General features: G+C 45.2%; 22 protein-coding genes. 13 read left to right on the top strand and 9 right to left on the bottom strand.

The window, feature by feature from the left end:
- Positions 1–244: 244 nt before the first annotated feature.
- From VKA52_RS01605 to VKA52_RS01625, 5 genes are all read right to left on the bottom strand, one after another.
- Positions 245–1,258, bottom strand: coding sequence for an LLM class flavin-dependent oxidoreductase (locus tag VKA52_RS01605; RefSeq protein WP_326313974.1), 1,014 nt, complete (start codon positions 1,256–1,258; stop codon positions 245–247).
- 297 nt (positions 1,259–1,555) lie between these two features.
- The gene (locus VKA52_RS01610) at positions 1,556–2,809 is read right to left on the bottom strand and encodes an efflux RND transporter periplasmic adaptor subunit (RefSeq protein WP_326313958.1); all 1,254 of its coding nucleotides are present in this window, start codon (positions 2,807–2,809) and stop codon (positions 1,556–1,558) included.
- Between the two features lie 23 nt (positions 2,810–2,832).
- Positions 2,833–3,513: a hypothetical protein gene (locus tag VKA52_RS01615; protein WP_326313959.1), complete on the bottom strand. Its 681-nt coding sequence runs from the start codon at positions 3,511–3,513 to the stop codon at positions 2,833–2,835.
- A gap of 632 nt (positions 3,514–4,145) precedes the next feature.
- On the bottom strand, positions 4,146–5,528 hold the full coding sequence (locus VKA52_RS01620) for an MATE family efflux transporter (protein ID WP_160916853.1): 1,383 nt from the start codon (positions 5,526–5,528) through the stop codon (positions 4,146–4,148).
- Positions 5,525–5,977, bottom strand: coding sequence for a MarR family winged helix-turn-helix transcriptional regulator (locus VKA52_RS01625; protein WP_160916855.1), 453 nt, complete (start codon positions 5,975–5,977; stop codon positions 5,525–5,527). The genes VKA52_RS01620 and VKA52_RS01625 overlap by 4 nt, the downstream gene beginning before the upstream one ends.
- Positions 5,978–6,163: 186 nt before the next feature.
- On the opposite strand from VKA52_RS01625, the gene VKA52_RS01630 reads away from it, so the two are divergent.
- From VKA52_RS01630 to abc-f, 5 genes are all read left to right on the top strand, one after another.
- Positions 6,164–7,243 (top strand): hypothetical protein, encoded by a 1,080-nt coding sequence (locus VKA52_RS01630; RefSeq protein ID WP_326313960.1) that lies wholly within the window; start codon positions 6,164–6,166, stop codon positions 7,241–7,243.
- A gap of 31 nt (positions 7,244–7,274) precedes the next feature.
- The gene (locus tag VKA52_RS01635; protein WP_326313961.1) at positions 7,275–8,198 is read left to right on the top strand and encodes a YegS/Rv2252/BmrU family lipid kinase; all 924 of its coding nucleotides are present in this window, start codon (positions 7,275–7,277) and stop codon (positions 8,196–8,198) included.
- Positions 8,199–8,292: 94 nt separating this feature from the next.
- The gene (locus VKA52_RS01640; protein ID WP_160916894.1) at positions 8,293–8,757 is read left to right on the top strand and encodes a MarR family winged helix-turn-helix transcriptional regulator; all 465 of its coding nucleotides are present in this window, start codon (positions 8,293–8,295) and stop codon (positions 8,755–8,757) included.
- A gap of 60 nt (positions 8,758–8,817) precedes the next feature.
- Positions 8,818–8,925, top strand: coding sequence for an RAxF-45 family protein (locus VKA52_RS01645; protein ID WP_279626144.1), 108 nt, complete (start codon positions 8,818–8,820; stop codon positions 8,923–8,925).
- Between the two features lie 107 nt (positions 8,926–9,032).
- The gene (gene abc-f / locus VKA52_RS01650) at positions 9,033–10,895 is read left to right on the top strand and encodes a ribosomal protection-like ABC-F family protein (protein ID WP_326313962.1); all 1,863 of its coding nucleotides are present in this window, start codon (positions 9,033–9,035) and stop codon (positions 10,893–10,895) included.
- Between the two features lie 93 nt (positions 10,896–10,988).
- Here the strand turns inward: abc-f and VKA52_RS01655 are convergent, their stop codons facing one another.
- Positions 10,989–12,086, bottom strand: coding sequence for an SDR family oxidoreductase (locus VKA52_RS01655; RefSeq protein ID WP_326313963.1), 1,098 nt, complete (start codon positions 12,084–12,086; stop codon positions 10,989–10,991).
- Positions 12,087–12,225: 139 nt separating this feature from the next.
- On the opposite strand from VKA52_RS01655, the gene VKA52_RS01660 reads away from it, so the two are divergent.
- From VKA52_RS01660 to VKA52_RS01680, 5 genes are all read left to right on the top strand, one after another.
- Positions 12,226–12,846: an SDR family oxidoreductase gene (locus tag VKA52_RS01660; RefSeq protein ID WP_326313964.1), complete on the top strand. Its 621-nt coding sequence runs from the start codon at positions 12,226–12,228 to the stop codon at positions 12,844–12,846.
- 369 nt (positions 12,847–13,215) lie between these two features.
- The gene (locus tag VKA52_RS01665) at positions 13,216–13,497 is read left to right on the top strand and encodes a glutaredoxin family protein (RefSeq protein WP_160916866.1); all 282 of its coding nucleotides are present in this window, start codon (positions 13,216–13,218) and stop codon (positions 13,495–13,497) included.
- A 139-nt stretch (positions 13,498–13,636) separates the two neighbouring features.
- On the top strand, positions 13,637–14,023 hold the full coding sequence (locus VKA52_RS01670; protein ID WP_160916867.1) for a YppG family protein: 387 nt from the start codon (positions 13,637–13,639) through the stop codon (positions 14,021–14,023).
- 237 nt (positions 14,024–14,260) lie between these two features.
- Positions 14,261–14,953, top strand: a complete 693-nt coding sequence (locus VKA52_RS01675; protein ID WP_160916868.1) for an alpha/beta hydrolase — start codon at positions 14,261–14,263, stop codon at positions 14,951–14,953.
- Between the two features lie 14 nt (positions 14,954–14,967).
- The gene (locus VKA52_RS01680; protein WP_160916869.1) at positions 14,968–16,242 is read left to right on the top strand and encodes an MFS transporter; all 1,275 of its coding nucleotides are present in this window, start codon (positions 14,968–14,970) and stop codon (positions 16,240–16,242) included.
- A 35-nt stretch (positions 16,243–16,277) separates the two neighbouring features.
- Here VKA52_RS01680 and VKA52_RS01685 read toward each other — a convergent pair whose 3' ends face one another.
- Both VKA52_RS01685 and VKA52_RS01690 read right to left on the bottom strand, forming a co-directional pair.
- Positions 16,278–17,135 (bottom strand): DegV family protein, encoded by an 858-nt coding sequence (locus tag VKA52_RS01685; RefSeq protein WP_326313965.1) that lies wholly within the window; start codon positions 17,133–17,135, stop codon positions 16,278–16,280.
- Positions 17,136–17,216: 81 nt separating this feature from the next.
- Positions 17,217–18,131: a DMT family transporter gene (locus VKA52_RS01690; protein WP_326313966.1), complete on the bottom strand. Its 915-nt coding sequence runs from the start codon at positions 18,129–18,131 to the stop codon at positions 17,217–17,219.
- A 219-nt stretch (positions 18,132–18,350) separates the two neighbouring features.
- Between VKA52_RS01690 and VKA52_RS01695 the strand changes: the two genes are divergently transcribed.
- Complete coding sequence (locus VKA52_RS01695; protein ID WP_206948338.1) at positions 18,351–19,829, top strand: DEAD/DEAH box helicase; 1,479 nt, start codon at positions 18,351–18,353, stop codon at positions 19,827–19,829.
- Positions 19,830–20,103: 274 nt separating this feature from the next.
- Here VKA52_RS01695 and VKA52_RS01700 read toward each other — a convergent pair whose 3' ends face one another.
- Entirely contained in the window at positions 20,104–20,868 is a 765-nt protein-coding gene (locus tag VKA52_RS01700) for a rhomboid family intramembrane serine protease (RefSeq protein ID WP_326313967.1), read from the bottom strand.
- A 217-nt stretch (positions 20,869–21,085) separates the two neighbouring features.
- Here VKA52_RS01700 and acpS point away from each other — a divergent pair, with 217 nt between their 5' ends.
- Together acpS and VKA52_RS01710 are read left to right on the top strand one after the other, a co-directional pair.
- Positions 21,086–21,445 (top strand): holo-ACP synthase, encoded by a 360-nt coding sequence (gene acpS, locus VKA52_RS01705; RefSeq protein ID WP_326313975.1) that lies wholly within the window; start codon positions 21,086–21,088, stop codon positions 21,443–21,445.
- Between the two features lie 72 nt (positions 21,446–21,517).
- Positions 21,518–23,017: an NAD(P)H-hydrate dehydratase gene (locus tag VKA52_RS01710; protein ID WP_326313968.1), complete on the top strand. Its 1,500-nt coding sequence runs from the start codon at positions 21,518–21,520 to the stop codon at positions 23,015–23,017.
- Positions 23,018–23,054 lie beyond the last annotated feature (37 nt).

Here is a 23,054-nt window from a genome sequence, read left to right on the forward strand (position 1 = left end):
GTAATATAAGAGGGATTTCGAGAACCTCATATGGCAAAGGGGCGGAGGGAAACGGTGAGACTCCTGTGGGAAGTGCGTGGTAGATGAGACCCCGCAGAGCGTTAGCTCGAGGAGGCTCATCACTCGCCCACGGAAAGCGAATCTTTTCCCGGAGCCCCTAAACTCCAACGAAAGTCTCGAAATCAAGTCTTCCACAATCCTGCCATTTAGTTGAATAATAGGGAATAAAAAAACCACGATGACGTTAGGTCATCGTGGTTTGGGAGTGACTTAATTGAAAGGCATCAGCCAGGAGTTCGTAGGAGCGTAAACGATCTTCAAATGGAGTGACGATCGTGTTGACGATCACTTCATCTACGTTGTAACTTTCCGCCAATTGTTCAATTTCTTCTTTTACTTTATCGGCAGAGCCGACAATCATTCGGTTTCGGTTATCTTGGATTCGTTCTTCTTCGAAAAGGGTGTATTTATGGTTGAGCGCTTCATCAGGAGTAGGGAAATGTGTGCGTTTCCCGCCTTGTTCAATCTGGAGAAGAGCAAGATCCAAACTTGCAGCAAGGTATTCGGCATACTCATCCGTTTCTGCACAGACGACAAATACAGAAACATTCCCGGCTGGACTACTCTGCTGCATAGAGGTTGTGAAATAATCCTGATAGCGATCCATTGCCCGTATGCCTCCTCGTCCATTGATGAAATGGGCGAAGGAGTAGGATACACCTAAGTCTGCAGCTAAACGTGCGCTGGTGCCACTTGATCCAAGCATCCACACGGGTGGGGCTGTTTCTCCTTTCGGGGTCGCATAAATGTCCATTCCGTGCGGATCATGCCCGTGTAAATAAGCCATTAACTCTTCTACCTGAGATGGATAGTCTTCAATACTCGGCAGCTTCCCGCGGTTCAATGCTAAATTGACGTTGGGCATTCCACCTGGAGCCCGGCCTACCCCAAGGTCGATGCGGTCAGGGTGGAGGGTTTCAAGAATTCGAAAGGCTTCCGCCACTTTATAGGAACTGTAATGGGGGAGTAATACGCCCCCTGTACCAATGCGGATGTTTTTTGTATGAGCAGCCAGGTGAGCCGCAAGTATCTCAGGTGCAGACCCTGCAAGACTGCTTGTACTATGATGTTCGGACACCCAGAAACGGTGATATCCCAGCTTATCCGTCCACTTTGCGAGTTCTGTTGTTTGTTGTAAGGCTTCTTTTGGGTCTGTCCCTGTTAAGATAGGGGATTGATCCAATACACTTAATTTCATTTTCATACCCCTTTTACTTCTTTCGTTGTCATTCTATCTAACTACTATCGTCCCATGTGCCACGTACAGATGCAAATGTAAAACAATTCTTTTCCTTCTTTTCTCAAAAATTCAGAGCTCGGCAGGTTACTGGTAAAGGGACTTTGAGAACCTTTTCCCGGAACCCCTAAACACGCAGAAATCTCGAAATCAATTATTCAAGAAACCTGCCATATTCTTTAATAAATCATGGAGGGGATTTGTTGAGTGAACAAAGAAAAACCGGCTGTCCCCAAGACAGCCGGTTTTTCTCTGACGTTATCGTGATAGGATGCCTAGTAAACCGTAAGTCAGGATGGACTGGCGTTCCATCTTGAACATCTGGCGTACTCTAAGGTCATCGGTATGTAATGGTGTGAAGAAGATCGCTTCATTTCTGAATTCATCTTTCGGCTCGACAGCCAGCCATTCACCATCTTCAAGACCAGATAGAATTTCAACGAGTCCTTGTTCTTCAACACCTGTTTCGATATCGCGGCGCTCTAAGATTCCTTCCTCATTCATTACCCATGCATAAAGGTTCTCTTCAGTCTCCAGCGCTTTCTCAATAGCGGTGACGGCACCTAACGCTTCATCTGTAATGATTTTCAAATCGGCATGATAGCCAGCCAGCAAATCTTCTGAAGGATCTTCAAGAGATACGGTAAAAGGATAGCGGCTTGAGCGGTGAACCTCAACTTCTTCCGGGTAATTGTCAACAGAATCTAATGTACCTGTTGTTTCATATTCCATTTCAGGTACATGGATTTCGACGACCATCTCTTCTTCGATTTCCTTCCGTTCCTGTTCAGGAATTGCCCCTTTTAATACAAGATTCGTAGATTCCAATGTAAGAAGTGGAGATTCAAGGTCTTTTGAGATTTCGCTGACTGTACCAGAAAACGCGCTTGTAACGGTGATTCGATCACCTTCGTCCTGGAGCTGGTCCAGTTGATCTTCTATCATTTCGAGCATGGCTTCCTGTTTTGTCAGTTCTGCTTCTTGCTCGGCGATTTTCTCTTCTTTCATATATTCGGTCTCTACGTAGGAAGGAGGAGTCGTGTCACTTGTATCAGAATTATTGTTGAAAAGACTTGAGTTGTTGTCGGTGTCTGGAGGGTCAGGTACGCGATAGCTTTCAATTTCGTCAATCAAACCTTCAATAGCATCAATTTCTTCTTCTAACCGGCTTACTTCGGACTGAAGGCGAGCTTCTTCCTGATAATAGTTTAAAACATCATATGTGTAGAGGTCATCGCCTTCGCTGACAGTGTCCCCTTCTTCAACAAGGAACTCATGGAACGATCCAACATCTTCGTTAAAATAGACCGGTTCTGATTCCTCTGATGCGAACACAGCCTTTGTATCCATTTTTTCAAATAAATCATAGGTGATTGTCTTGGACCATTCCTTGATATAAGACTTGCGATCCACTTGTTCTCCTTCATCGAGGAAGATGAGGAAAGCATTGGTCGTAACGAAGGCGACAATCAAAATTCCCAGGATTCTGCCTTTAACATTGATTTTTTTCATAGATCTTTACACCTGCTGCTTTCTTATCTGAGTAAATAAAGGAGATACAAATCGAATTTAGATAGGGCGGCTGTACCTGCCCACAACAACATATGCCAGAAAACAACACCGACCCAGATCCAGCCAATTTTCGTCTTGGACAGCCAGGAGATGCACTTCACCTGGTACCAGATGATGAAAAGCTGAAAAATGGAGATGGCTCCGCATAAGTAAATGACCCAATCAATGCTGGTGAAATAAGAGGCGATCACTCCGAAAGAAAAGGGAGAGACGTACCAGTCAATACCTGCATAAACCATGAGAGGAATCCAGGTGATCCGTTCGATCAGCATGATCAGCAGGACATTCATCTGCAGAATGAAAAGTTTTTTATAAGAAACATTATTGAACAACCAGAAAAAGAAAGATGAAATGAAGAGCGTGAACAAGAATAAAAGGATGGCAAATCCGGCGCGTCCAAGTAAGAACCATGCTTTCCTCATTTCATATTCGACTCTGTTCAGGTCAGACATGTTGGCAGAAATCGCATCTGTACCGAGACCAAGCCACGCTGTCCAGACATATGTAAGAATCGTCAAACCTAATAAAAAGAATAATAGATTCCAAACGTTTTTGAGCCGTTCCGCTTCGTTCAGCTTGAACAAATGGTCTTCTCGGCTTGTAAATAGTTTTATTAAATGAATCGAGTATGTCATGCGTTCCATCCTTTAATATAGAAAATAAAACTCTCTGTCTTATTCTAACGGAAATTGTCAGTTGTTGCTATAATTACCTTGTAAACTGTTTGGAAAAAGTTAGGGGGGATAAACCCCAATGTATCTTTTTATATAAGCTGCCTTTTCTTGAAGACTCAGTTTTGAGACGTTTGGGGGCTCGTTACCTGATTTGAGCGTCAGGGGTGGTTGGGAAGCTACTCGCCTTCCTGTGGGGGGGGGGCGAGCTTCCTCGGGCTACCGCCCTGCGGGATCTCGCCGATCTCCTTTCTCCCACGGGAGTCTCGCAGCTTCCCAACCACCCCATTCGTTGAAGAGAGAAACGAACCCCCAATACCGAGGGAGAGTGTCCCTTACTCCTCTCTCATAAGTCGGCATAAGAGTGCTTTATATCAAACTTTAAATTCATTGAAGCGGAAAATTTTTATATGATTCATTTCGCTTAATCATTCATGCTGACCTTTTAGGAGTGTTTCGAGAATCTTTCATGGTAAAGGGGCGAACTATTCCCCGCAGCCCCATCCACACCACAAATGTATCGAAACTGAGTCTTCCATAATCCTCCCATTTTCTTTACTATTAATTAGAAAAAAGCACGGTGCTGGATGCACCGTGCTTTTTATTCAGCCTTGAGAAGGCGCCGCCTGGTAGGGCGGATCTTGGTCTTTCGCTTTGAAAAATAGGGCTCGATCTTTGTATAGAAAGATCATGGATAGAACAAAAGCGAACAGGTCAGAAAGAGGGAAGGCGAGCCATACGCCTGTCACTCCGAAGAAGTTCGGCAAAATCAAGACGAGCGGAATCAAGAATAGAACTTGACGCGCCATAGATAAGATCAGCGCTGGCTTTGCCATTCCTAATGCTTGATAAAGGCCGCCGCTGACAACCTGGGCACCGATCAGAATGGCAAGAGCGAACATGATACGGATGGCATAAGCACCAGTATCAATGGTCGCTTCATCTCCAGTGAAGATGTTCATCAACCCTTCAGGGAAGGCCATCATCAAAATGAAAATGCCTGCAGAGATGACCGTAACGACTTTCATACCGAGCAAGACCGTTTCTTTCAGGCGGTCGTAATTTTTGGCCCCGTAATTATAACCGATAATGGGCTGCATGCCTTGGAGTACACCAATCATAGGCATGATCGTAAACATGGCGAGCTTCTGGACAATTCCGAAGACCCCGACCTCGAATTCACCACCGAATTTAATCAGCATGAGGTTGATGGCGATCATCATGCCGCTCCCGGATACTTGTCGGATGAAAGCCGGCATTCCAATGGTTAACACTTCACGGATAACGGTCCATTGCGGCTTCAAGTAGGATACTTTGACCACAAGCGAAGATTTCCCTTTTAAGAAATAATTCAAGACGACGATGGTTACGGTCGCCTGGGAGATAACGGTGGCGACAGAAGCCCCCTGCACCCCCATATCCAAGCCGAAGATGAAGATCGGATCGAGGATCATATTCAAAACAGCCGGGATAATCATCGTAATCATGGCAAACTTGGAGTTTCCTTCAGAACGGATGATGCTGTTCGTCGTAAAGGCGAAAGAGAAGAAGAACGATCCAAGCATGATCGGGAACAAATAGTCCGTTGCATAAGGCATAATGTTCTCAGTTGCTCCGAACAATCTCAGTAATGGTTCAAGAAAAGTGAAGGCGCCGATGAATCCGAAACTTGAGACGACCACAATCGTAAAAAGGATGTTACCGAATACCTGGTTGGCTTCTTCCGGTTTGTTTTCCCCTAAACGTCTGGAGATGACAGAGGCACCACCGATACCGACGGCTGCGGCAATGGCCATGATGATCATCATCACCGGGAAACCGATACTGACACCGGAGACGCCTAAAATACCGACACCACGTGCGATGAAAAGCGTGTCAACGACATTGTACAGAGCCATGACGAACATGCCGATCATGGCGGGAACGGATAAATTCATTAATAATTTAGGGATGGGTTGGGTCCCTAACCGCTGACTTTGTTGTTTCATTTGTCTTCGCTCCTTGAAGTTTTAGGTTTCAAGTTGTCTTGCATTTTCTTCAACCAGGACACCATGATTTGCTGTTCTTCTTTTGAAAGCCCCTGGTTCGCTTCTTCTTCGATATCAGCGACGATTTTCAGAATGGTTGCATGCAACTCTAATCCTTTATCCGTAAGCTTCACAAGTTTTGTCCGTTTGTCTTTTTGGCAGGACCTTTTCATGATCCGGTCATGCTTTAAGAGTGTTTCGATCAAGCCGTTCATTGATGATGCTTTGATGTGGAGCTGTTTTTGCAGGTCCGTTTGGGATTGCTCTCCCGCTTTGGCAAGAAAGTAGATGACCTTCGCCTGTGAATGGGTCAACCCGTATTCTCCTAAGCGCTGGTTGTATATATTCTGTAAGAAATGTGCGACCATATTGATGTTGTAACCTAAGATTTGATCTATGTTTTGCTTCATATTTACTTAGCCCCCTAAACAAATTATAGTATAATACGACTTTGCTTAGAAGTAAACGAAAGTGTCTCCTTTAGGGGAGATATGGCAGTCTTATGAACTCTTCACCTTTCCATGAACTTTTACTTATCAAAGCTCAATCACTACTGCTTCTTTATAGTAAAATAAAGGAAAAGAAGGAGTGATCGTATGGTTCAAACATTAAAAACTCATCCGAAGTCATTTTACGGTGGCTTGCTTTTTTTGGCAGTCTTACTCTTGTCAAACTTTTTCATTCAAAAAATGGAAATCACCGGTCAAGTTCCGCCGCTACTTGTATGGGCAACTGTCTTAGACATCATGATTGTTCTTCCTGTGGTGCTTTTCCTGTTTGTACTCCGCAGAAAGCCGACCTTGTCGCTGCTTGCTCCTCTATGGCTCTTAGGAGCAGGGTTCATTCACTGGATTGTTCCCGCTTATGCAAAAGACCATCTGCAATATATGAACGTAACCATTATCCTCGTCGAGGCTGGTTTTATCCTCTTGGAACTTTTCCTCCTTGTCGTTTTCATCAAAAAACTGAAGATATGGAAACAACACTTCAAAGCTTCCATCCACACCTATCCACATGTACTTTCGAGAATTCATACAGCGACTCAGCAAACGTTTGGAGGTTTTCCAAAATTGGAACGGCTGATCGGGGTGATCACCACAGACGCCGCTGTTATCCGCTATGCTTTCTTTCCGCATCTTGATCATAAGCCGGCCGGAGCCCAAACGTTCAGTTATCACAAAAATAGTGAATACTTCGGTGTGTTTCTCATGCTTGTTCATGCCATGCTTATTGAAATCATTGCTGTCCATGTCATGCTCATGCAGTACAGTCACACGATTGCATGGATGGCCACCGTCCTGGATCTTTATGCGCTCGTCTTTTTAATCGCTGACTATCAAGCTATCCGTAAAAGTCCTGTCGTCATTCAGAAAACTCATCTCCATTTTCAAAAGGGGCTTCGTTTTCATATGACGGTTCCCTTAGAAAAAGTGAAAGCCGTTCGTTGGTATGAAGGGGAGACGATACCTGAGGGACGTCATTCCTTCTCCCTGATGCTCGCTGGACTTGAAAAGGTGCCTCCACAGTTAGAAATAAGGTTGAGCGAAGCGGTAGAGGGGTATCGTCTATTTGGTTTCAAATGTAAAGTCACGAAGATTTTCCTGAGCGTCGATGAGCCGCAAAGACTTTTTCAAACCTTAAATGAAGTACGAGTGGTTTCAAAGAAAGATATTTAGTCAATTATGATAAGAGGAAGGAAGGGATTCTATGCCTCGTTATCAAAGTGGAATCTTTATATATAACGGAAAAAAGGACGAAGCAGAGATGGAAACGGCTCTTTCTCAAGTGTTGCCTGCCTTGAGTAAAGAGGTGAAAGAGTTAAAGGTCATCCAAACTCTGTCTTTGGATGATTTATATGGGAACTGCCGGCATTATGGTCCGGAGGTCGATGTCTTTTTCATCTTCGGGGGAGATGGTACCTTACATGAAGTCATCAATTGTCTGGCACCGTTGGAGAAACGTCCGGTGATCGGTGTGCTGCCAGGTGGCACGTGTAACGATTTCAGCAGGGTGCTGGATACGCCCCAGCGGCTCAATCAGGCAGCTGCATCCATCATTGATGGAGAAGAGGTTACTGTGGATGCAGGCAGGACAGAGGACGATTATTTTATTAACTTCTGGGGCATTGGATTGGTGACACAAACCTCCTTTAACATTGACGAAACCCAGAAAAACCGGTTCGGTGTGCTCAGTTATTTCATGAGCGCACTGAAAACGATGAATCAGGCCACCCCTTTTCATTATAAAATGACGATAGATGACGAAGAAGTCGATGGTGAGGCGGTAATGATTCTGATTATGAATGGACAATTCATTGGGACGAGGCGTGTCCCTGTTCCAACGATCAACCTGCAGGATGGGAAGTTTGACGTGCTCATCGTGAAGAATTCCAACTTGACACTATTCCGTGAATTAATGACGATGGGGCGCCCGCAAGCCGACCAAAATGAATTTCAAGAGATTTCCCACTATCAAGGGGAGAAAGTGAACATCGATGTTGAATTCAAGCAGGATGTGGATATGGACGGTGAAATCAAAGGGAAGACACCGGAGAAATTGGAGGTGCTCCCAGGTCATTTCACCTTCTTAAGTGGAGGACCCAACGCACTGCAGAATATGGACACCCCTTAAGGAAACCGTGAATTTGCGGAAAAGGGATGGTTTGACAGTTAGAATTTGTTAAACTTATACTATCTTTATATTTTGTAAAGGATGGGCGAACGTGATGAACGAACAAGAACTGTACCGCAAGAAAAAACAAGATCCTTCGCTGAAGCTGTTTGTCGTATTGACAAAAGCTCAACGCACCATCGCAGATTTAGTGAAGGACGATATCCAGCGATATGAATTGAACCCGACAGAATTCGGGGTGCTTGAGCTTCTGTATCACCAGGGAGATCAGCCATTACAGAAGATCGGGGAGAAAATTCTGCTCGCGAGCGGAAGTATCACGTATGTGGTGGACAAGCTGGAGAAAAAGGAATACTTGAAACGCGTGCCTTGTCCAAATGACCGGCGTATTACTTATGCGTCCATTACTGAAAAAGGTCGGGACCTGTTGAACGGCATTTTCCCTGACCATTGGAAAGAGATTGAATCAATCATGGACGGGCTGACGGATGAAGAAAAGAACGATGCTATCGAATTATTGAAGAAACTTGGGAAATCCGCAGAAACTAAAAAAGAGTAGCAAATTTTCTGACGATCCGATACAATGAGAGTAATTCTAAAGACAAAGGAGGGTATGAAGATGTTACAGATGCACGTGCTTGACTATCAAATTAACTATGTACGCCGTGCAATTATTCATGATTCAGCTGTCAACGGGACACGTATGTCCAAAATGGCAACTGAATAGTGAAGCAATGTAACGTCTCATACCTGATTATTCACAGATAAAAGTCAGAGGTAACGGGACCTCTGACTTTTTTTGTGTCTTCAAAAAGTCTTTAGGAGGAATTTGCAGTGATCATAACATTAAAAAATTTATATAAAATTGTTGGCGGAGAAGTATTGTTCGAAGCGTTGGATATGGAAATCAAACCTGGTCAGCGTGTCGGGCTTGTCGGCCGGAATGGCAGCGGTAAGTCGACCCTTTTCAGAATCATGACCAAAGAGGAATCGTTGGATGGTGGCGATCTTTTCATTCAAAAGGGAGCGACCATCGGGTATTTGAAACAGATTCCGTCCGCCTGGAAGGGGACGGGGAGAGAGTACTTGCAGCTGGCCTTTACTGAGCTTATTTCTTTAGCTGAACAGATGAAAGAATTAGAAGTAGATATGACAAATCCTGATAAAATGGAAAAAGCCATTGCCGCTTATGGGGAAATACAGGAGCGTTTCACACAACGGGGTGGATACGAGATGGATGCCTCCATAAAACAAGTGGCGAACGGGTTGAATATCCATCATTTGCTGGACCAGCCATTTTCAAGGTTAAGCGGAGGAGAAAAGACGAAACTAGGTCTTGCCAAGTTGTTGTTGGAAGACCCCGACGTTCTTTTGCTGGATGAACCGACGAACCATTTGGATTTACAGGCGATTGAATGGCTGGAAGCGTATTTGCAAGCCTACGACGGGACCATTTGCGTGATTTCTCATGACCGGGCATTCCTTGATCACATCGTAACAGACATTATGGATTTGGAATCGGGAGAAATCGATACGTACAAAGGAAACTACACCGCTTTTGAGAAACAGAAAGAAGAAAAACTGCTTGCTGAATTTCACCAGTATGAAGAACAGCAGAAGAAAATAAAAAAGATGAAAGAGGCCATACGAAGGTTGAGGCAATGGGCGAATGAAGCCACTCCACCGAACCCTAAGCTTTTTAAGAAAGCGAAAAGTATGGAAAAAGCACTGGAACGAATGGAGAAAATCGATAAGCCGGTCATCGATCCGAAAAGAATGAACCTCTCCCTAGAAGCAGATGGGCGGACAGGGAAGGACGTATTTACGATTGAATCGCTGGAGAAACAGTACGGCAATGAGAAGATTTTGGACGGTGTCGACCTCCACGTCCGTTATCAGGACCGGATTGCGATTGTGGGAGCCAACGGAAGTGGGAAATCCACCCTCTTGAAAATTTTGCTGGAAAAAGAAATGGCCAGCGCAGGGACAATCAAGCGAGCGCCTTCCATTAAAATCGGCTATCTTCCTCAAAACCCTCTGCAGGAAGCCGATCGCGATCAGCGGATGATCGACCACTTCAGAGATCACATCCGGGTGACAGAAGGGGAAGCACGGCACAGGCTTGCGGGCTTCATGTTTTATGGATATGATGTCTTCCGTAAAATCCGCCATTTGAGCGGAGGAGAGCAAATGCGTTTGAAGCTTGCGATCTTTATGCATCAGGATATCCAAGTCCTGATTCTGGATGAACCGACCAACCATCTGGATGTGGAATCCCAGGAAGTTCTCGAAGAAGCGTTGAACCAATTTACGGGGACAGTCATAGGAGTTTCCCACGACAGGCATTTCCTGGACCAGTGTTTCACTCACACCGCTTTTCTGGTGAGTGGAAAACTTCACCGCTATATCGGGACGTATGAAGAAACGAAAAAGCATTGGCACGCTCTTTTAGAAGTGCAAGAGAAAGAGCAGACGGTAAAAAATGAAAAATACAGAAAGCCAGAACCGCCAGTGAAAGAAGAACCGACCATTGATTGGGAAAAAGAAATTGCCCGTCTGGAACAAGAGATCTCTACGGTTGATCAACAGATGCTGCACGGTGACGATGTTCAAGAGCTAATGGAACTCCAACATCAAAAAGAGCAGTTGGAAAAAGACTTGGAATCTCTGTATGAACATTGGATGGAAGCGCAGTGATGATTTGTACAATCCAATCCTAAGAGAAAGGCAGGAACCCTGAGTTCCTGCCTTTTTCGTGTTTGTCCCCATCGATCATGACCAAATCTCCTTCTATAAAATGGACACATGCTTAGAAGGATCGCCTCTTTTTTCACGATAATAGTCCACCAGTGTCTCGGTATAGGAGAAAAAGTCGGGACAAAAAATATTTGAAGCAGCTAAATCTACTTCTGCCTGCCGATTGTCATAATTTGCACTACAGAGAAAGTAATCAAGAGCTTCCCTCTGAATGCCTAGAACTTTCCGCAAAGGACGAAGTTTCAATGATTGATTGGCTAGACCCAGCGGCAAGGGGAAATGTGGGTATTTATCTGTGTACACATAACTGAGCTGTTCGTAGATCTCTTTGGCTGTGTAAGGATTGGGGTCCGTGAGGTGATACGTATTTCCGCTGCTTTCGGAATGGTGGGCAAGGTAGTTTGTTGCTTCAATGACGTAATCCTGGGGCACAAGGTTGACTCGGGCTTTTCCTTTACCAAAGTAAGGAAGAACGGGCAGATTTCTTAAAGCGTCTACTAGATTTAATATAAAATAGGGGCCATCAAATTTGGCCGTCGCCCCCGATTTTGTATGACCGACTACAATCCCTGGACGGATAATGGTTGTCGGGATCTTTTGGCACATTCGATGAACGAGGTTTTCTGCTTCGTATTTGGTGTATTCATAGTGGTTTTTAAAACCTTTTCCATGAATGAGTTCTGTTTCATAAACGGTGCCTTCCCGTTTTCCGGAAACGTAGGCGGTGCTGAAATAAATATAACGTTCCAATTTCAGGCATTGGGAAACCCATCGATTCACTTCTCTTGTCCCCTGGACATTGATTTTCCATGCCGGCAGAAGAGGGACGGCTAAATCATAAAGAGCAGCAAGGTGGAAAACGTGGGTCACCTCTTTTCGTAATGGCGTCGCCTTCGATGGGTTCAGCCCCAACCCTTCCTGAGTAATATCCCCTTGAATGAGTTCAATTTTTTCGGTATTCACTTCTTGATCCTCTTTCCACGTCTCAACCTGCTTTTTTGCTTGTTTTTCCATGGAGGGAAGATGAAGGAGGTAGACCTTCTCTATGGGTTTCCTGCCTCTAAAAAGATCTTCAATTAAGGCTGTAGCTAAATATCCTGGGAAACCAGTAAACAAATACGTGTTGGACATAACCATTCGCCTCCGTCATTGGTTTGGTTACCATTTCGTGATTGATCATTGAACTTCCTTCTTTTACCTATCCATTTGTTTATTAGGAAGGAAGAGGGGAAAACAAGGAGGAGTCACATATTTATTGGGAGGTTTTCACATGAAAGTTCTTGTTATTGGAGCTAATGGTAAAGTAGGAAAACATATTGTCGATAAACTTGTAGAAACCGAGCATACTCCATATGCCATGGTTCGTAAGGAGGAGCAGATCCCTCAATTCGAAGAAAAAGGCGTAGAAACGATCCATGCAGATCTGATGAGAGATTTTGAACATGCTTTCAAAGGCATGGATGCTGTCATCTTCGCGGCAGGATCGGGCCCTGATACAGGCGCAGACATGACGATTGTCATTGATCAGGAAGGAGCGATTAAGGCAGCGGAGCATGCGGAAGCCAATGGCGTGAAGCGATACATGATGCTAAGTTCCATCGGTGCAGACCGTGCAGAAGAAGCACCCGACGACTTCAAGTTTTATCTTTACGCGAAACGGCGTGCCGATGAATACTTGAAAGGTACCGGTCTGGAATATACTATTGTCCGTCCCGGCGGGCTGACCAACGATGCAGGCACGGGTAAGGTGACGCTCAAGGATCGTACAGAACAGGGAGAGATTCCGCGTGAAGATGTTGCCGCAACACTTGTCCATCTTCTGTCTGTAGAAGATTCCATCCACCAAAGCTACGACCTCATCAGCGGCGACACACCGATTGAAGAACTATAATGAAAAAGGAGGAGCCGTGTGCTCCTTCTTTTTTAAGCCGTTTATTAAAGTTTATGGCAGGTTTCTTGAAGACTCAGTTTCGAGATTTTTTTGAGTGGATGGGGGCTGCGGGGAATAACTCGCTTTCCGCGGGAGGCTCACCGCCCGCCCCATGGAAAGCGAACCTTTTCCCGGAGCCCCTAGAACCACACAATCGTCTCGAAACCGAGTCTTCAAGAAAAGGGAGCGTTTATGTAAAGGAGATGTGTTGAAAATAACAGAACCGTGACAAAAAATGAGTGAATTTTAATGAGGAAATAGGTTTAGCTGTCGTGAAAACGGGTATTAAATTTTTAGGCAGAATTGCAAAAGACACAAGGAGGGGGAGCTTTGGGTAACCCGGAAGTGATCGTGTACACCAGTCGGAACTGTCACTATTGTGAGAAAGTACTAGGAACATTGGGAGATTGGGAAATTGATTATGAAGAGCGGAATGTATCTGAAAACCGTGGCCACTTCAAAGAACTGCAAAGAAACAACATATACGGTACACCCGCTGTATTTATAGATGGAGAAAAGATTCTCGGTTATCAAGAACGAAAAATGAAACAGAAGCTGAGAATAAAAGAAAACCCTCAGTATATTAGGACTGACTCCATGAATTTTTCCTGAATGGTTTCGACAAGTGATGATCATCACTTGTTTTTTTTGTCCAAAATCATCAATAAATTAGGGGATCAATCGCTTTCGTTTCACTTTTTCGTGTGCTTTTTCATAGGCTGAAGTATCATACGTTAAAGGTGGAACATTCATGTACCCATATAACCCTTACTATTACTACAACAATGGCTGGTACCGTTATCCCTCCAGTCTTCCGTACGATCAGGTGAATTATCAGCAGATGTCTAATAACCAGGGCAACGTCTGGGGTTATGCCCCGTATAATCCATCCATGTATGGTTTTCAAAATCCATATGTGAATAGTTACGACTATACAGGTTATACTGAGACCGGGAATCAGAATTCTTCATTCAACGTCGGCAACATGTCCAAAGGCGTCATGAGTTATTTCCAAAAAGAAGACGGCCAGATTGATTTCGACAAAATGATGTCCACTACGGGTCAGGTCGTAAAAACCGTTAAAGATGTCAGTCCGATTGTTAAAGGAATCGGGACATTCGTTAAAGGAATCAAGTAAACCGCGCGCTATTTATTTAGCGCGCATTTTCTTTAGACGTAAAAACAGAAGAGGAACAATCTTGTAATGGTTGTGCTTCTAAGAGAAGAAGTTGGTCTGTCATCCTGGCTGCTAATTGGATAAACAGACCGCTGCCTTTTCCGGAACCAGGGTTAATTTTTTGGGTAAAAGTTGGAAAATGATTGTGTTATAATGTTTCGCATAACGAAATAAATGATCGGGTGGAGGCGTAGGAACATGAGTATCGGGTGTTTATGTATTCACGGGTACACAGGAAGCCCGTATGAAGTCCAACCCCTCGTTGACTTTCTGGAAGCACGGACGGATTGGGAGATTGCCAATCCTACGCTTCCGGGGCACGGAGAGGCTTTGGACCTTGAAGGCCACTATTATCAAGAATGGATTGCTACAGCAGAACTTAGTTTGCTGGACCTCATGAAACGACACGACACCATTTACATCATCGGCTTTTCCATGGGAGGGATGATTGCTGCTTACTTGACTGCGAAGTACCATCTGAATCGACTGGTGCTTTTATCGGCGGCTGGGAAGTATGTCAGTCTCCCGCAGATGTATAAAGATCTGCTTGGAATGGCGGCGGATGCATGGAATGGTGTACTCGCGGATAATGAGCTCTTCCTCCGGTACCAGAAAAAATTGAGGGATACTTACCTTTTTTCTACCTTCGAATTTATGAAGTGTGTGCAATTCACACGCCCTTATTTACAGCAGGTCCGCTGCCCTGTGCTCATCATTCAGGGCGAACTGGATGGGATGGTGCCGAAGAAAGCGGCTTTGTATTTGAAAGAGGAAATTCCGTCAGAAGAAAAAGAGGTCATTTTCCTGAAAAAGTCGAAGCATTTAATCTGTCATGGGGATGACAGCGATGAGTTGTTTGATAAGGTGATGGATTTTGTAAGTCAACCATAGGGGGAAGAGAAACCATGAATAAGAATCGTGGACAACCCATCCAGACACCTTTTTATTATGGATGGGTTGTTGTGATGATTGCAGGTTTGAGTGTGTTCTTTTCAGGACCTGGTCAAACCTATTCCATCTCTATTTTTATTGATTACTACATAGAAGATTTTGAGTATTCGCGGTCTTTAGTCTCTGGTATTTATTCAGCGGCTACCTTGTTAGCAGGGATTACGTTGTTTATGATGGGGCGCCTCATCGACCGCTTCGGACAGCGGGCAATGATGGTTACGATCGGTTCGTTTTTAGCTTTAGCTTTGTTTTGGAATGCTTTTCTTCTCGGGCCGGTTATGATGTTTTTCGGTTTCTTTATGATTCGATTGTTCGGTCAGGGGTCGATGACATTGATCCCGAACACGCTTGTGCCTCAATGGTTCATTAGGAAAAGGGGAAGGGCGCTGAGCGTAATGGCCATCGGTGGTTTTGCCAGTTCTGCTCTGCTGCCTCCCCTGAATACTTGGCTGATTGAATCCTTCGGTTGGAGAATGACATGGGGGCTGTGGGGAGGCGCACTGTTGATTCTTTTTGTTCCATTGGCCTTCTTCTTCATCCGGAACAAACCCGAGCACATCGGAGAAGTGCCTGACGGGACGCCGAAACCGGTGAAAGGGGAAGAAGTGAAAAACCCGAACGTTGAGGTCAATGAAAAGAGTTGGACCTTAAAAGAGGCTATGGCAACGCGGGCCTTTTGGTTTATTTTGTTTTGTGTCACCGTTCCTGCACTCGTTAACACAGCGGTGACCTTCCATATGGTATCGATCATGGATCTAAGAGGGCTCGATACAGGCGTAGCAGCCATGGTGCTGACTTTAATGGCTGTTGTCGGATTTCCGGTGACATTTGTCAGTGGTTATCTGGTCGATCGTTTCAAGGTGCATTATATTTTGGCCATCACGTTCTTTGGCCACATCTTTACCCTGGTTATCCTCCTGTTCACGAATTCATGGTGGATGGCTATTGCGTTTGGTGTATTCTGGGGTTTTGTCAATGGTTTTGAACGTATTGTATTGAATATCGTCTGGCCGAATTATTTTGGACGGGAACACCTTGGCAGTATTAAAGGGCTTGCACAAACGGTCATGGTCGTTGGCTCAGCGCTTGGTCCCCTGCCGTTTGGTTTGTTTTTTGACTGGCTGGGAGGTTATCAGGAAGTGATTTTGCTGACGATTCTATTTCCGGTGACCGCAGGTATTCTTGCTTTATTGTCCCCCCAACCCCGATATGAAGATTATCATGCATAAGAAAAACGTCAGAGGTAAATACCTCTGACGTTTTTTTAGTCTTTAAAGAATGCGATGACCAGTCCGCCTTCTCCTGCATATGTGGAGATCAGTGGTCCTGTCTCCATGAAGAGAGAATCTTTGAAGTTATATCGTTCTTTAATTGAATTCAATACTTTCTTTCCTCGTTCCTCATCGTTGCAGTGGGACATCGCAATGACGCGGTCTTCCAAGTTGGATGCATATTCTCCGATTTGTTCCACAAAGCGGCGCAGGGATTTCTTGTTGCCCCGAACTTTTTCTGTCACTTCGACGGCACCTTCCTCATCGCTTGCTTTCATAAGGAGTTTGATATTCAATGTTTTGGCGATGGCGCCTTTGACTTTATCCAATCGTCCGCCTTTGATGACATTTTCTAACGTCTTCAAGATGAAGAGCGTCGTTGTTTTCTCGATTCGTTCCTCCATATGAGAGACGAGCTGATCAAAGTTGTACCCTTCATCCATACGGGCGGTTGCTTCATTCACCAGCAGGGCTATGCCGCAGGAGGCTGTCAATGTATTGAGGACAGCAATTTTACGATCCGGTTCTTCTTCGAGGAGCATGTCCTTACCCATGACAGCACTCTCATATGTGCTGCTCAGTCCTTGCGTAAGGGCAAGTACAAGAATTTCATCGTCTGCGTCAATCTGCTTGTATTTTTCATAGAAATCATTAGGACTTGGAGAAGAAGAACGAGGAAGTTCCTCGGACTGCTTTAATTTTTCATAAAACGTAGGCAAATCGATCGTTTCCCCTGTTTTATAGTGCTCGTCTCCAAAGTGTAAGTTTAACGGGACATAGTGGATGCTGTGTTTTTCCACCATTCCTTGAGGCAGATCGCCGCCTCCATCTATGATCAGTTGTATCGTCATTCCTTCACCTGCTCTCTTAAATTCATCGTACTATTAGGGGAGTTCCCTATTCTTATTAGGTATTATATCAAATTTAGCGGTTTATCGATGGTCTGTTTCATGAGTGAATTTCGGTTTTGCTTTTTGCATCGTACTTAATATGAACATCATCAGCCCGAAAAGGACAATCGATCCGCCGAGCCACTGGGTCCAAGTGATTCCTTCACCCAAGATCCAATAGGCTAAAATGGAAGCCCCGATTGGTTCGACAAGTACAGCCATGGAAATCGTCGATGTGCTGAGCCATTTCAATGTCCAGTTGAACAAGGTATGGCCGAAGAAGGTCGGGATAATTGCAAGACCTAAAAATATCAGCCACTGATCTCCGTCGTACCCGGTAAAAGAATAACCGAGTGCCAGGTTATAAATGAGAAGTGTCACCGCGGCCATTCCATAAGCGATGAACGTATAGGTCATAATGGACTGACGTTTCCGTAAATTCTGACCAAGCAGAAAATAACCGGTTACGGTAACAGCGCCAAGCAGGGCCAGCAGATCACCGAATAAAGCCGTGCCGCTGATTTGAAAATCACCCCATCCGATGATCACGCTTCCAGTCAATGTAATAACAAGACTCAGGATAGCTCCGATGGTGAAGCGCTCTTTGAAAAAAAGGTAAGTCCCAATGAAGGCGAAGACGGGCTGAAGGGCAACCAGGACGACGGAACTTGCAACGGTCGTATAATCCAGTGACTCAAACCACAAAATAAAGTGGAAGGCGAGGAATACCCCCGATAATATCGCAAGAATCCAATCTTTTTTATTCGTTTGTTTTATTTCATCGAAATGTTTCCATAATACATAAGGAGCCATGATTCCGACGGCAATAGCCAGACGGTAAAAAGCGATCATCGCAGCGGGCGCATCTCCTGCGAGCTTGACGAAAATCGCGGAAGTGGAAATGGAAAGAACGCCAATGAACAAAATAATATATGGTTGAATTGGAGGCTTTTCCAAGTGAGCCCTCCTCTGGTGTACGTCAGTTTTTCCTCATTTTATCATTATTACGTTTGAAAAGCATAGCCGAAATGTGTAGAATTAACTATGTTATATGTGTTATGATGAATGAATCTATCAGGCAGATACCAGAGAAGCCTCTCCCGTTTCCTGTGGCAGAAGGCTTTTTTTACATGTATATAGGTAGAAGATTTAACAATAAAGGAGTATGAAATTACTGTGACAACATTTCAATCACTAGGATTATCAAAACCTATTCTAAAATCATTAGACGTTATGGGTTTTGAGGAAACAACACCAATACAAGAACAAACGATCCCTCTAGGACTAGAAGGGAAAGATGTCATTGGTCAAGCTCAGACAGGTACGGGAAAAACGGCTGCATTCGGTATTCCGATGCTCGAAAAAATCAACAAACAAGTGAAAGCCGTTCAAGGACTTGTCATCGCCCCGACAAGGGAATTGGCTATTCAAGTAGCAGAGGAGCTTAACCGTCTAGGTAAAGGAAAAGGCATTCGTGTCCTGCCGATTTATGGTGGATCGAACATGGAGCGCCAAATCCGTGCCCTGAAAAATAACCACATCGTCGTAGCAACACCAGGACGTTTGCTCGACCACATCCGTCGTAAAACAATCAAGTTGGAAGATGTTCACACAGCTGTACTTGATGAAGCGGATGAAATGCTGAACATGGGCTTCATCGAGGATATCCGTGATATTCTGAAGGCACTTCCTGAAGAGCGCCAGACTTTGCTTTTCTCAGCGACCATGCCGAAAGAAATCCGCGATATTGCTACAACATTGATGAACAATCCGGAAGAAGTGAAAGTCAAAGCGAAAGAAATGACGGTCGAAAACATCGAGCAGTTCTTCGTTGAGATTCCGGAAAAGCACAAATTCGATACCCTGACACGTTTGTTGGATATCCATGATCCTGCGTTGGCGATCGTCTTCGGTCGTACGAAGCGTCGCGTCGACGAAGTAGCGGACGGGCTTCAAGCTCGCGGCTTCAGTGCAGAAGGGATTCATGGTGATTTGACTCAAGGGAAGCGTATGTCCACATTGAACAAGTTCAAACGCGGACGCATCGAAATCCTTGTCGCAACAGACGTTGCCGCACGTGGTTTGGACATTTCCGATGTATCTCACGTGTACAACTTTGATATTCCGCAGGATCCAGAAAGCTACGTTCACCGTATTGGACGTACTGGACGTGCCGGTCGTAAAGGAAAATCCATTTCCTTCGTCACACCTCGTGAAAAAGATCAGCTTCACCTGATCGAAAAACTTACGAAGAAGAAAGTGGAACGTCTGAAAGTACCTTCTTCTGAAGAAGCGGCTCGCGGTCAGCAAAAAGTGGCTGTCGAGAAACTGGCGGAAACGATCACAAACAACGATCTGAAAAACTACAAGCAGGCAGCTAATGAACTGCTTGAACAGTATGAGTCCACAGATCTTATAGCGGCTGCACTGAAAATGATGACAAAAGAACGCAGTGAAGTACCTGTCCGTTTGTCCTCTGTTCAACCAATCAGTGTGAAGAACGCTCAGCGTGATAAGAGCAAGAAAAAAGGTGGCTACCGCAAAGGTGGAGGCGGCAAGCGCAACTTCAACAGCAAGAACAAATCCCGCAACCGCAACTTCAGCGGCAAAGGCGGAAGCAAGCGCGGCAATTATCAGAACAAGGGCCGCAGCTAATAAAGGTCATTAAAGTAGATCAGTCCTCTGTGCGAGGGCTGATCTTTTTTTTGGTCTGGTAACAGTTGGTGGAGGTGGTTCACCATAAAAGGTGGAGGCGGTACGGCATTTTATCAGTCGGTTTCAAGCTTTTATCGGTTGGTTTTAAGCATTTATCAGTCACTTTCAAACCTTTATCGGTGGGTTCAACAATTTTAACGGTAACTTGAGTATTTTAATCAGGAGGCGGTCTGGTAGAAGGTAAAAAAAGACCCCACCCCGGAGGGTGAAGTCGTTACATGCGGTTCACAAGTGCGAATAAAGCCAGGAAGATAATGATTCCCCAGATGATGTACTTGCCTGTGTTTCTTCCATATTTTCTTTTCTGCCATCGATTCGGGTCGAAAGATATGTCATCACTGTCCGATCGTGAATGACGGGTGCGGACCTGCCATAAAGAAAAGCGGCGGGCGTTTTTCAGGATAACGGGTGCAATGGCAAATCCTCCGATCAGTCCGAATAAGTGGCCGAAGATATTGATGTTCGGCCGTGCAAAAGTCATGAATAAACCGATGGCAAAGATGGCGAGAATGATTTGCGAATTGGCTGTATCAATCAAGTGCTTCCGGTTCATGATCATGAATAGATAAACGCCGAAGATACCGAAGATAGCGCCTGATGCTCCAAGGTGCCAATAATAGGCATCGGGATTAACGATAAACGTCCCCAGGTTGCCGACAATTCCGGCAAATAAATACATGATGACAAACTTTCCTTTTCCTAACATCTGCTCAAGGGCCGGTCCGAAGAGGACGAGGGAAAAGGAGTTGAACAGTGCGTGGGTGAAATCTCCGTGTAAGAAAATCGGAGTGACAAGGCGCCAGTATTCCCCGTTCAAAATCAGGGCATTCATCCCAATGCCCCATTCCTTCAAGTCTACGGCGAAACCAAGCTGAAGAAAGTCCATCAACAGCCATAAAAAGAAATGAAGCCCGACAAGGAATGAAACAATCGGATAAAATCGTAGAAATTCTTTAAAACTTTCCGTTCGTACAAACATGACTAATCTCCTTTTTTCGTTCAAGATTACATTCGTTACCTGAACTCCATTCATCTTCACAGAAGCTGCGAAACGATGCCCTTCTTTGAAGGGAGCGTACTCCTATTCATTGGACTCCTAATATAATGTAATCCATGCCGCTTCCTCGTATTCTTTTTTACCGTGAAAAGATTCGGGTATACTGTTCATAGATTGTTAATGAAAAGGAAGATGAATGGTGATCAAAGGTATCGGTGTGGATATTATTGAATTGGATCGTATTAAACAAAGTATAAAGCGAAGAGAACGCTTTGTTCAACGAATACTGACTGAAGAGGAACATCTCCGTTATAAAACGTTAAATGAAAAAAGGAAAGTGGAATACCTGGCGGGCCGGTTTGCAGCGAAAGAAGCTTTTGCCAAAGCGACAGGAACGGGAATCGGAAAGCTTGGTTTCCATGATGTTGAGATTTTATCAAATGAAACGACAGGGGCTCCTGTAATGAGGGCGAAAGGTTACGATCGTTATCAAGTGTGGGTGTCGATCAGCCATAGTTCAGAGCATGCCATTGCCCAGGTAGTTTTAGAAGAGTGCTAGGGAGGTATAGGAGGGCAGACATAATTACATAGGTTGTCTCATAACATTGTAATGCGGGTAGGAGGGAACGAATTGGATATTGTTACCGCACAAGAAATGTACGAACGGGATCGAGTGGCCATGGAAGCCGCTGGACTAGATGGGAAGATGCTCATGGAGAATGCCGGGAGAGCGGTTACGTATGACCTGCTCCGCCACATTCAAAAAGAGCATGCGATTGTCGTCCTGATGGGTGCTGGCAATAATGGCGGCGATGGTTTCGTCATTGCCAGGACATTGTTGAACCTTGGATACGATGTGGAGGCCTGGCAAGTCGTTCCGGACGCAAAGATCACTGGAGATGCAGAAGCACACAAGAGGATATTCCAAGCTTCTGGTCACCCGTACAGACTATTGAAGAGTTCGGAAGACTTGAATACTTCTCTATGTCGTGCAGATGTATGCATCGACGCGATGTTGGGGATCGGAGTGAAAGGGCGGCTGAGAGAGCCCTACGCGGATATTGTCCGTCTCTGTAACGAGAAGTCAATCTTAAGGCTTGCGGTCGACCTGCCTTCTGGTGTGCCGGCTGATGAAGGGGTGGAGGTTTTTGAGGCATTTCAGGCTCATTACACTTCAATCATTGAAGCTCCGAAGCAGAGTGCCTTTTTACAGCACACGCAGCCATACTACGGCGAATGGTCCGTCGTAGAAATCGGCCTCCCCCTTAAACAACTTCCGGATCTCCGGAGGAAGCTTTGGAGTAGAGCTGATGTCAAAAGAACCTTGCCTGAACGAGAGGCTCATTCGCATAAAGGATCGCACGGAAAAGGGTTGATCATCGGAGGGTCTCGCTTGATGCCCGGTTCTGTCGCCATGACGGCGAAAGCTGCTTTGCGGAGCGGGTCGGGGTTGATTGCGGTATCCACGGATGCTGAAGCAGTTCCTGCGATCTCTCCGTATGTGCAGGAAGCGACTTTTGTAGAAGGGGAAGATGGAGGACGAGTCCCGGATTTGGAAGGATATGATGGGATTGCTGTCGGTATGGGATTGGGCCGCGGCTCTATGCAGTCAACAGTGGTGGAGCGGGTGGTCCGAGAACAAGACACTCCACTATTGGTGGATGCCGACGGGTTGTACCTTTTAAAAGATTTCCTTGGAGAGTTGAAAAAAAGGGAAGTTCCGACCGTTCTGACGCCTCACCCAGGTGAGTTCGCCCACTTGACGGATCTTTCCATCCAGGAGATTTTGCGTGCTCCTTTTTCCTATTCAAAAGAATTCGCTGAAAAGCACGGCGTGTACCTCGTTCTGAAAGGACCTTCGACAATTATCACAGGTCCTGATGGTGAACAGCGGGTAGACGTCTCAGGCAATGCAGGCCTCGCTAAAGGCGGAAGCGGTGATGTTCTCTCTGGTATTCTGCTCAGCATGATGATGCAGGCAGAACAGGTGTTGGATGCCTTAAGCAATGGCTGTTTCCTTCATGGAGCGACGGCTGATTTACTTGTGCAGGATGGACATTCGAAGGTTGACCTACTCGCCTCTGACGTCATTGAAGGTTTGTCCCGGACGTTCCGTACATTTTCTTCTTAATCCATATCATACGTTCCCTTTGTCCTTAAGTAGAGAC

Origin of the sequence: Halobacillus sp. HZG1 (genome assembly GCF_035818575.1) — a bacterium.
In the GTDB taxonomy this organism is placed as follows: domain Bacteria; phylum Bacillota; class Bacilli; order Bacillales; family Halobacillaceae; genus Halobacillus; species Halobacillus litoralis.

Excerpts from the sequence above, each read along its gene's own strand:
- VKA52_RS01605 (WP_326313974.1), bottom strand. The coding sequence starts at position 1,258 with ATGAAATTAAGTGTATTGGATCAATCCCCTATCTTAACAGGGACAGAC.
- VKA52_RS01610 (WP_326313958.1), bottom strand. The coding sequence starts at position 2,809 with ATGAAAAAAATCAATGTTAAAGGCAGAATCCTGGGAATTTTGATTGTC.
- VKA52_RS01615 (WP_326313959.1), bottom strand. The coding sequence starts at position 3,513 with ATGGAACGCATGACATACTCGATTCATTTAATAAAACTATTTACAAGC.
- VKA52_RS01620 (WP_160916853.1), bottom strand. The coding sequence starts at position 5,528 with ATGAAACAACAAAGTCAGCGGTTAGGGACCCAACCCATCCCTAAATTA.
- VKA52_RS01625 (WP_160916855.1), bottom strand. The coding sequence starts at position 5,977 with ATGAAGCAAAACATAGATCAAATCTTAGGTTACAACATCAATATGGTC.
- VKA52_RS01630 (WP_326313960.1), top strand. The coding sequence starts at position 6,164 with ATGGTTCAAACATTAAAAACTCATCCGAAGTCATTTTACGGTGGCTTG.
- VKA52_RS01635 (WP_326313961.1), top strand. The coding sequence starts at position 7,275 with ATGCCTCGTTATCAAAGTGGAATCTTTATATATAACGGAAAAAAGGAC.
- VKA52_RS01640 (WP_160916894.1), top strand. The coding sequence starts at position 8,293 with ATGAACGAACAAGAACTGTACCGCAAGAAAAAACAAGATCCTTCGCTG.
- VKA52_RS01645 (WP_279626144.1), top strand. The coding sequence starts at position 8,818 with ATGTTACAGATGCACGTGCTTGACTATCAAATTAACTATGTACGCCGT.
- VKA52_RS01655 (WP_326313963.1), bottom strand. The coding sequence starts at position 12,086 with ATGTCCAACACGTATTTGTTTACTGGTTTCCCAGGATATTTAGCTACA.
- VKA52_RS01660 (WP_326313964.1), top strand. The coding sequence starts at position 12,226 with ATGAAAGTTCTTGTTATTGGAGCTAATGGTAAAGTAGGAAAACATATT.
- VKA52_RS01670 (WP_160916867.1), top strand. The coding sequence starts at position 13,637 with ATGTACCCATATAACCCTTACTATTACTACAACAATGGCTGGTACCGT.
- VKA52_RS01675 (WP_160916868.1), top strand. The coding sequence starts at position 14,261 with ATGAGTATCGGGTGTTTATGTATTCACGGGTACACAGGAAGCCCGTAT.
- VKA52_RS01680 (WP_160916869.1), top strand. The coding sequence starts at position 14,968 with ATGAATAAGAATCGTGGACAACCCATCCAGACACCTTTTTATTATGGA.
- VKA52_RS01685 (WP_326313965.1), bottom strand. The coding sequence starts at position 17,135 with ATGACGATACAACTGATCATAGATGGAGGCGGCGATCTGCCTCAAGGA.
- VKA52_RS01700 (WP_326313967.1), bottom strand. The coding sequence starts at position 20,868 with ATGTTTGTACGAACGGAAAGTTTTAAAGAATTTCTACGATTTTATCCG.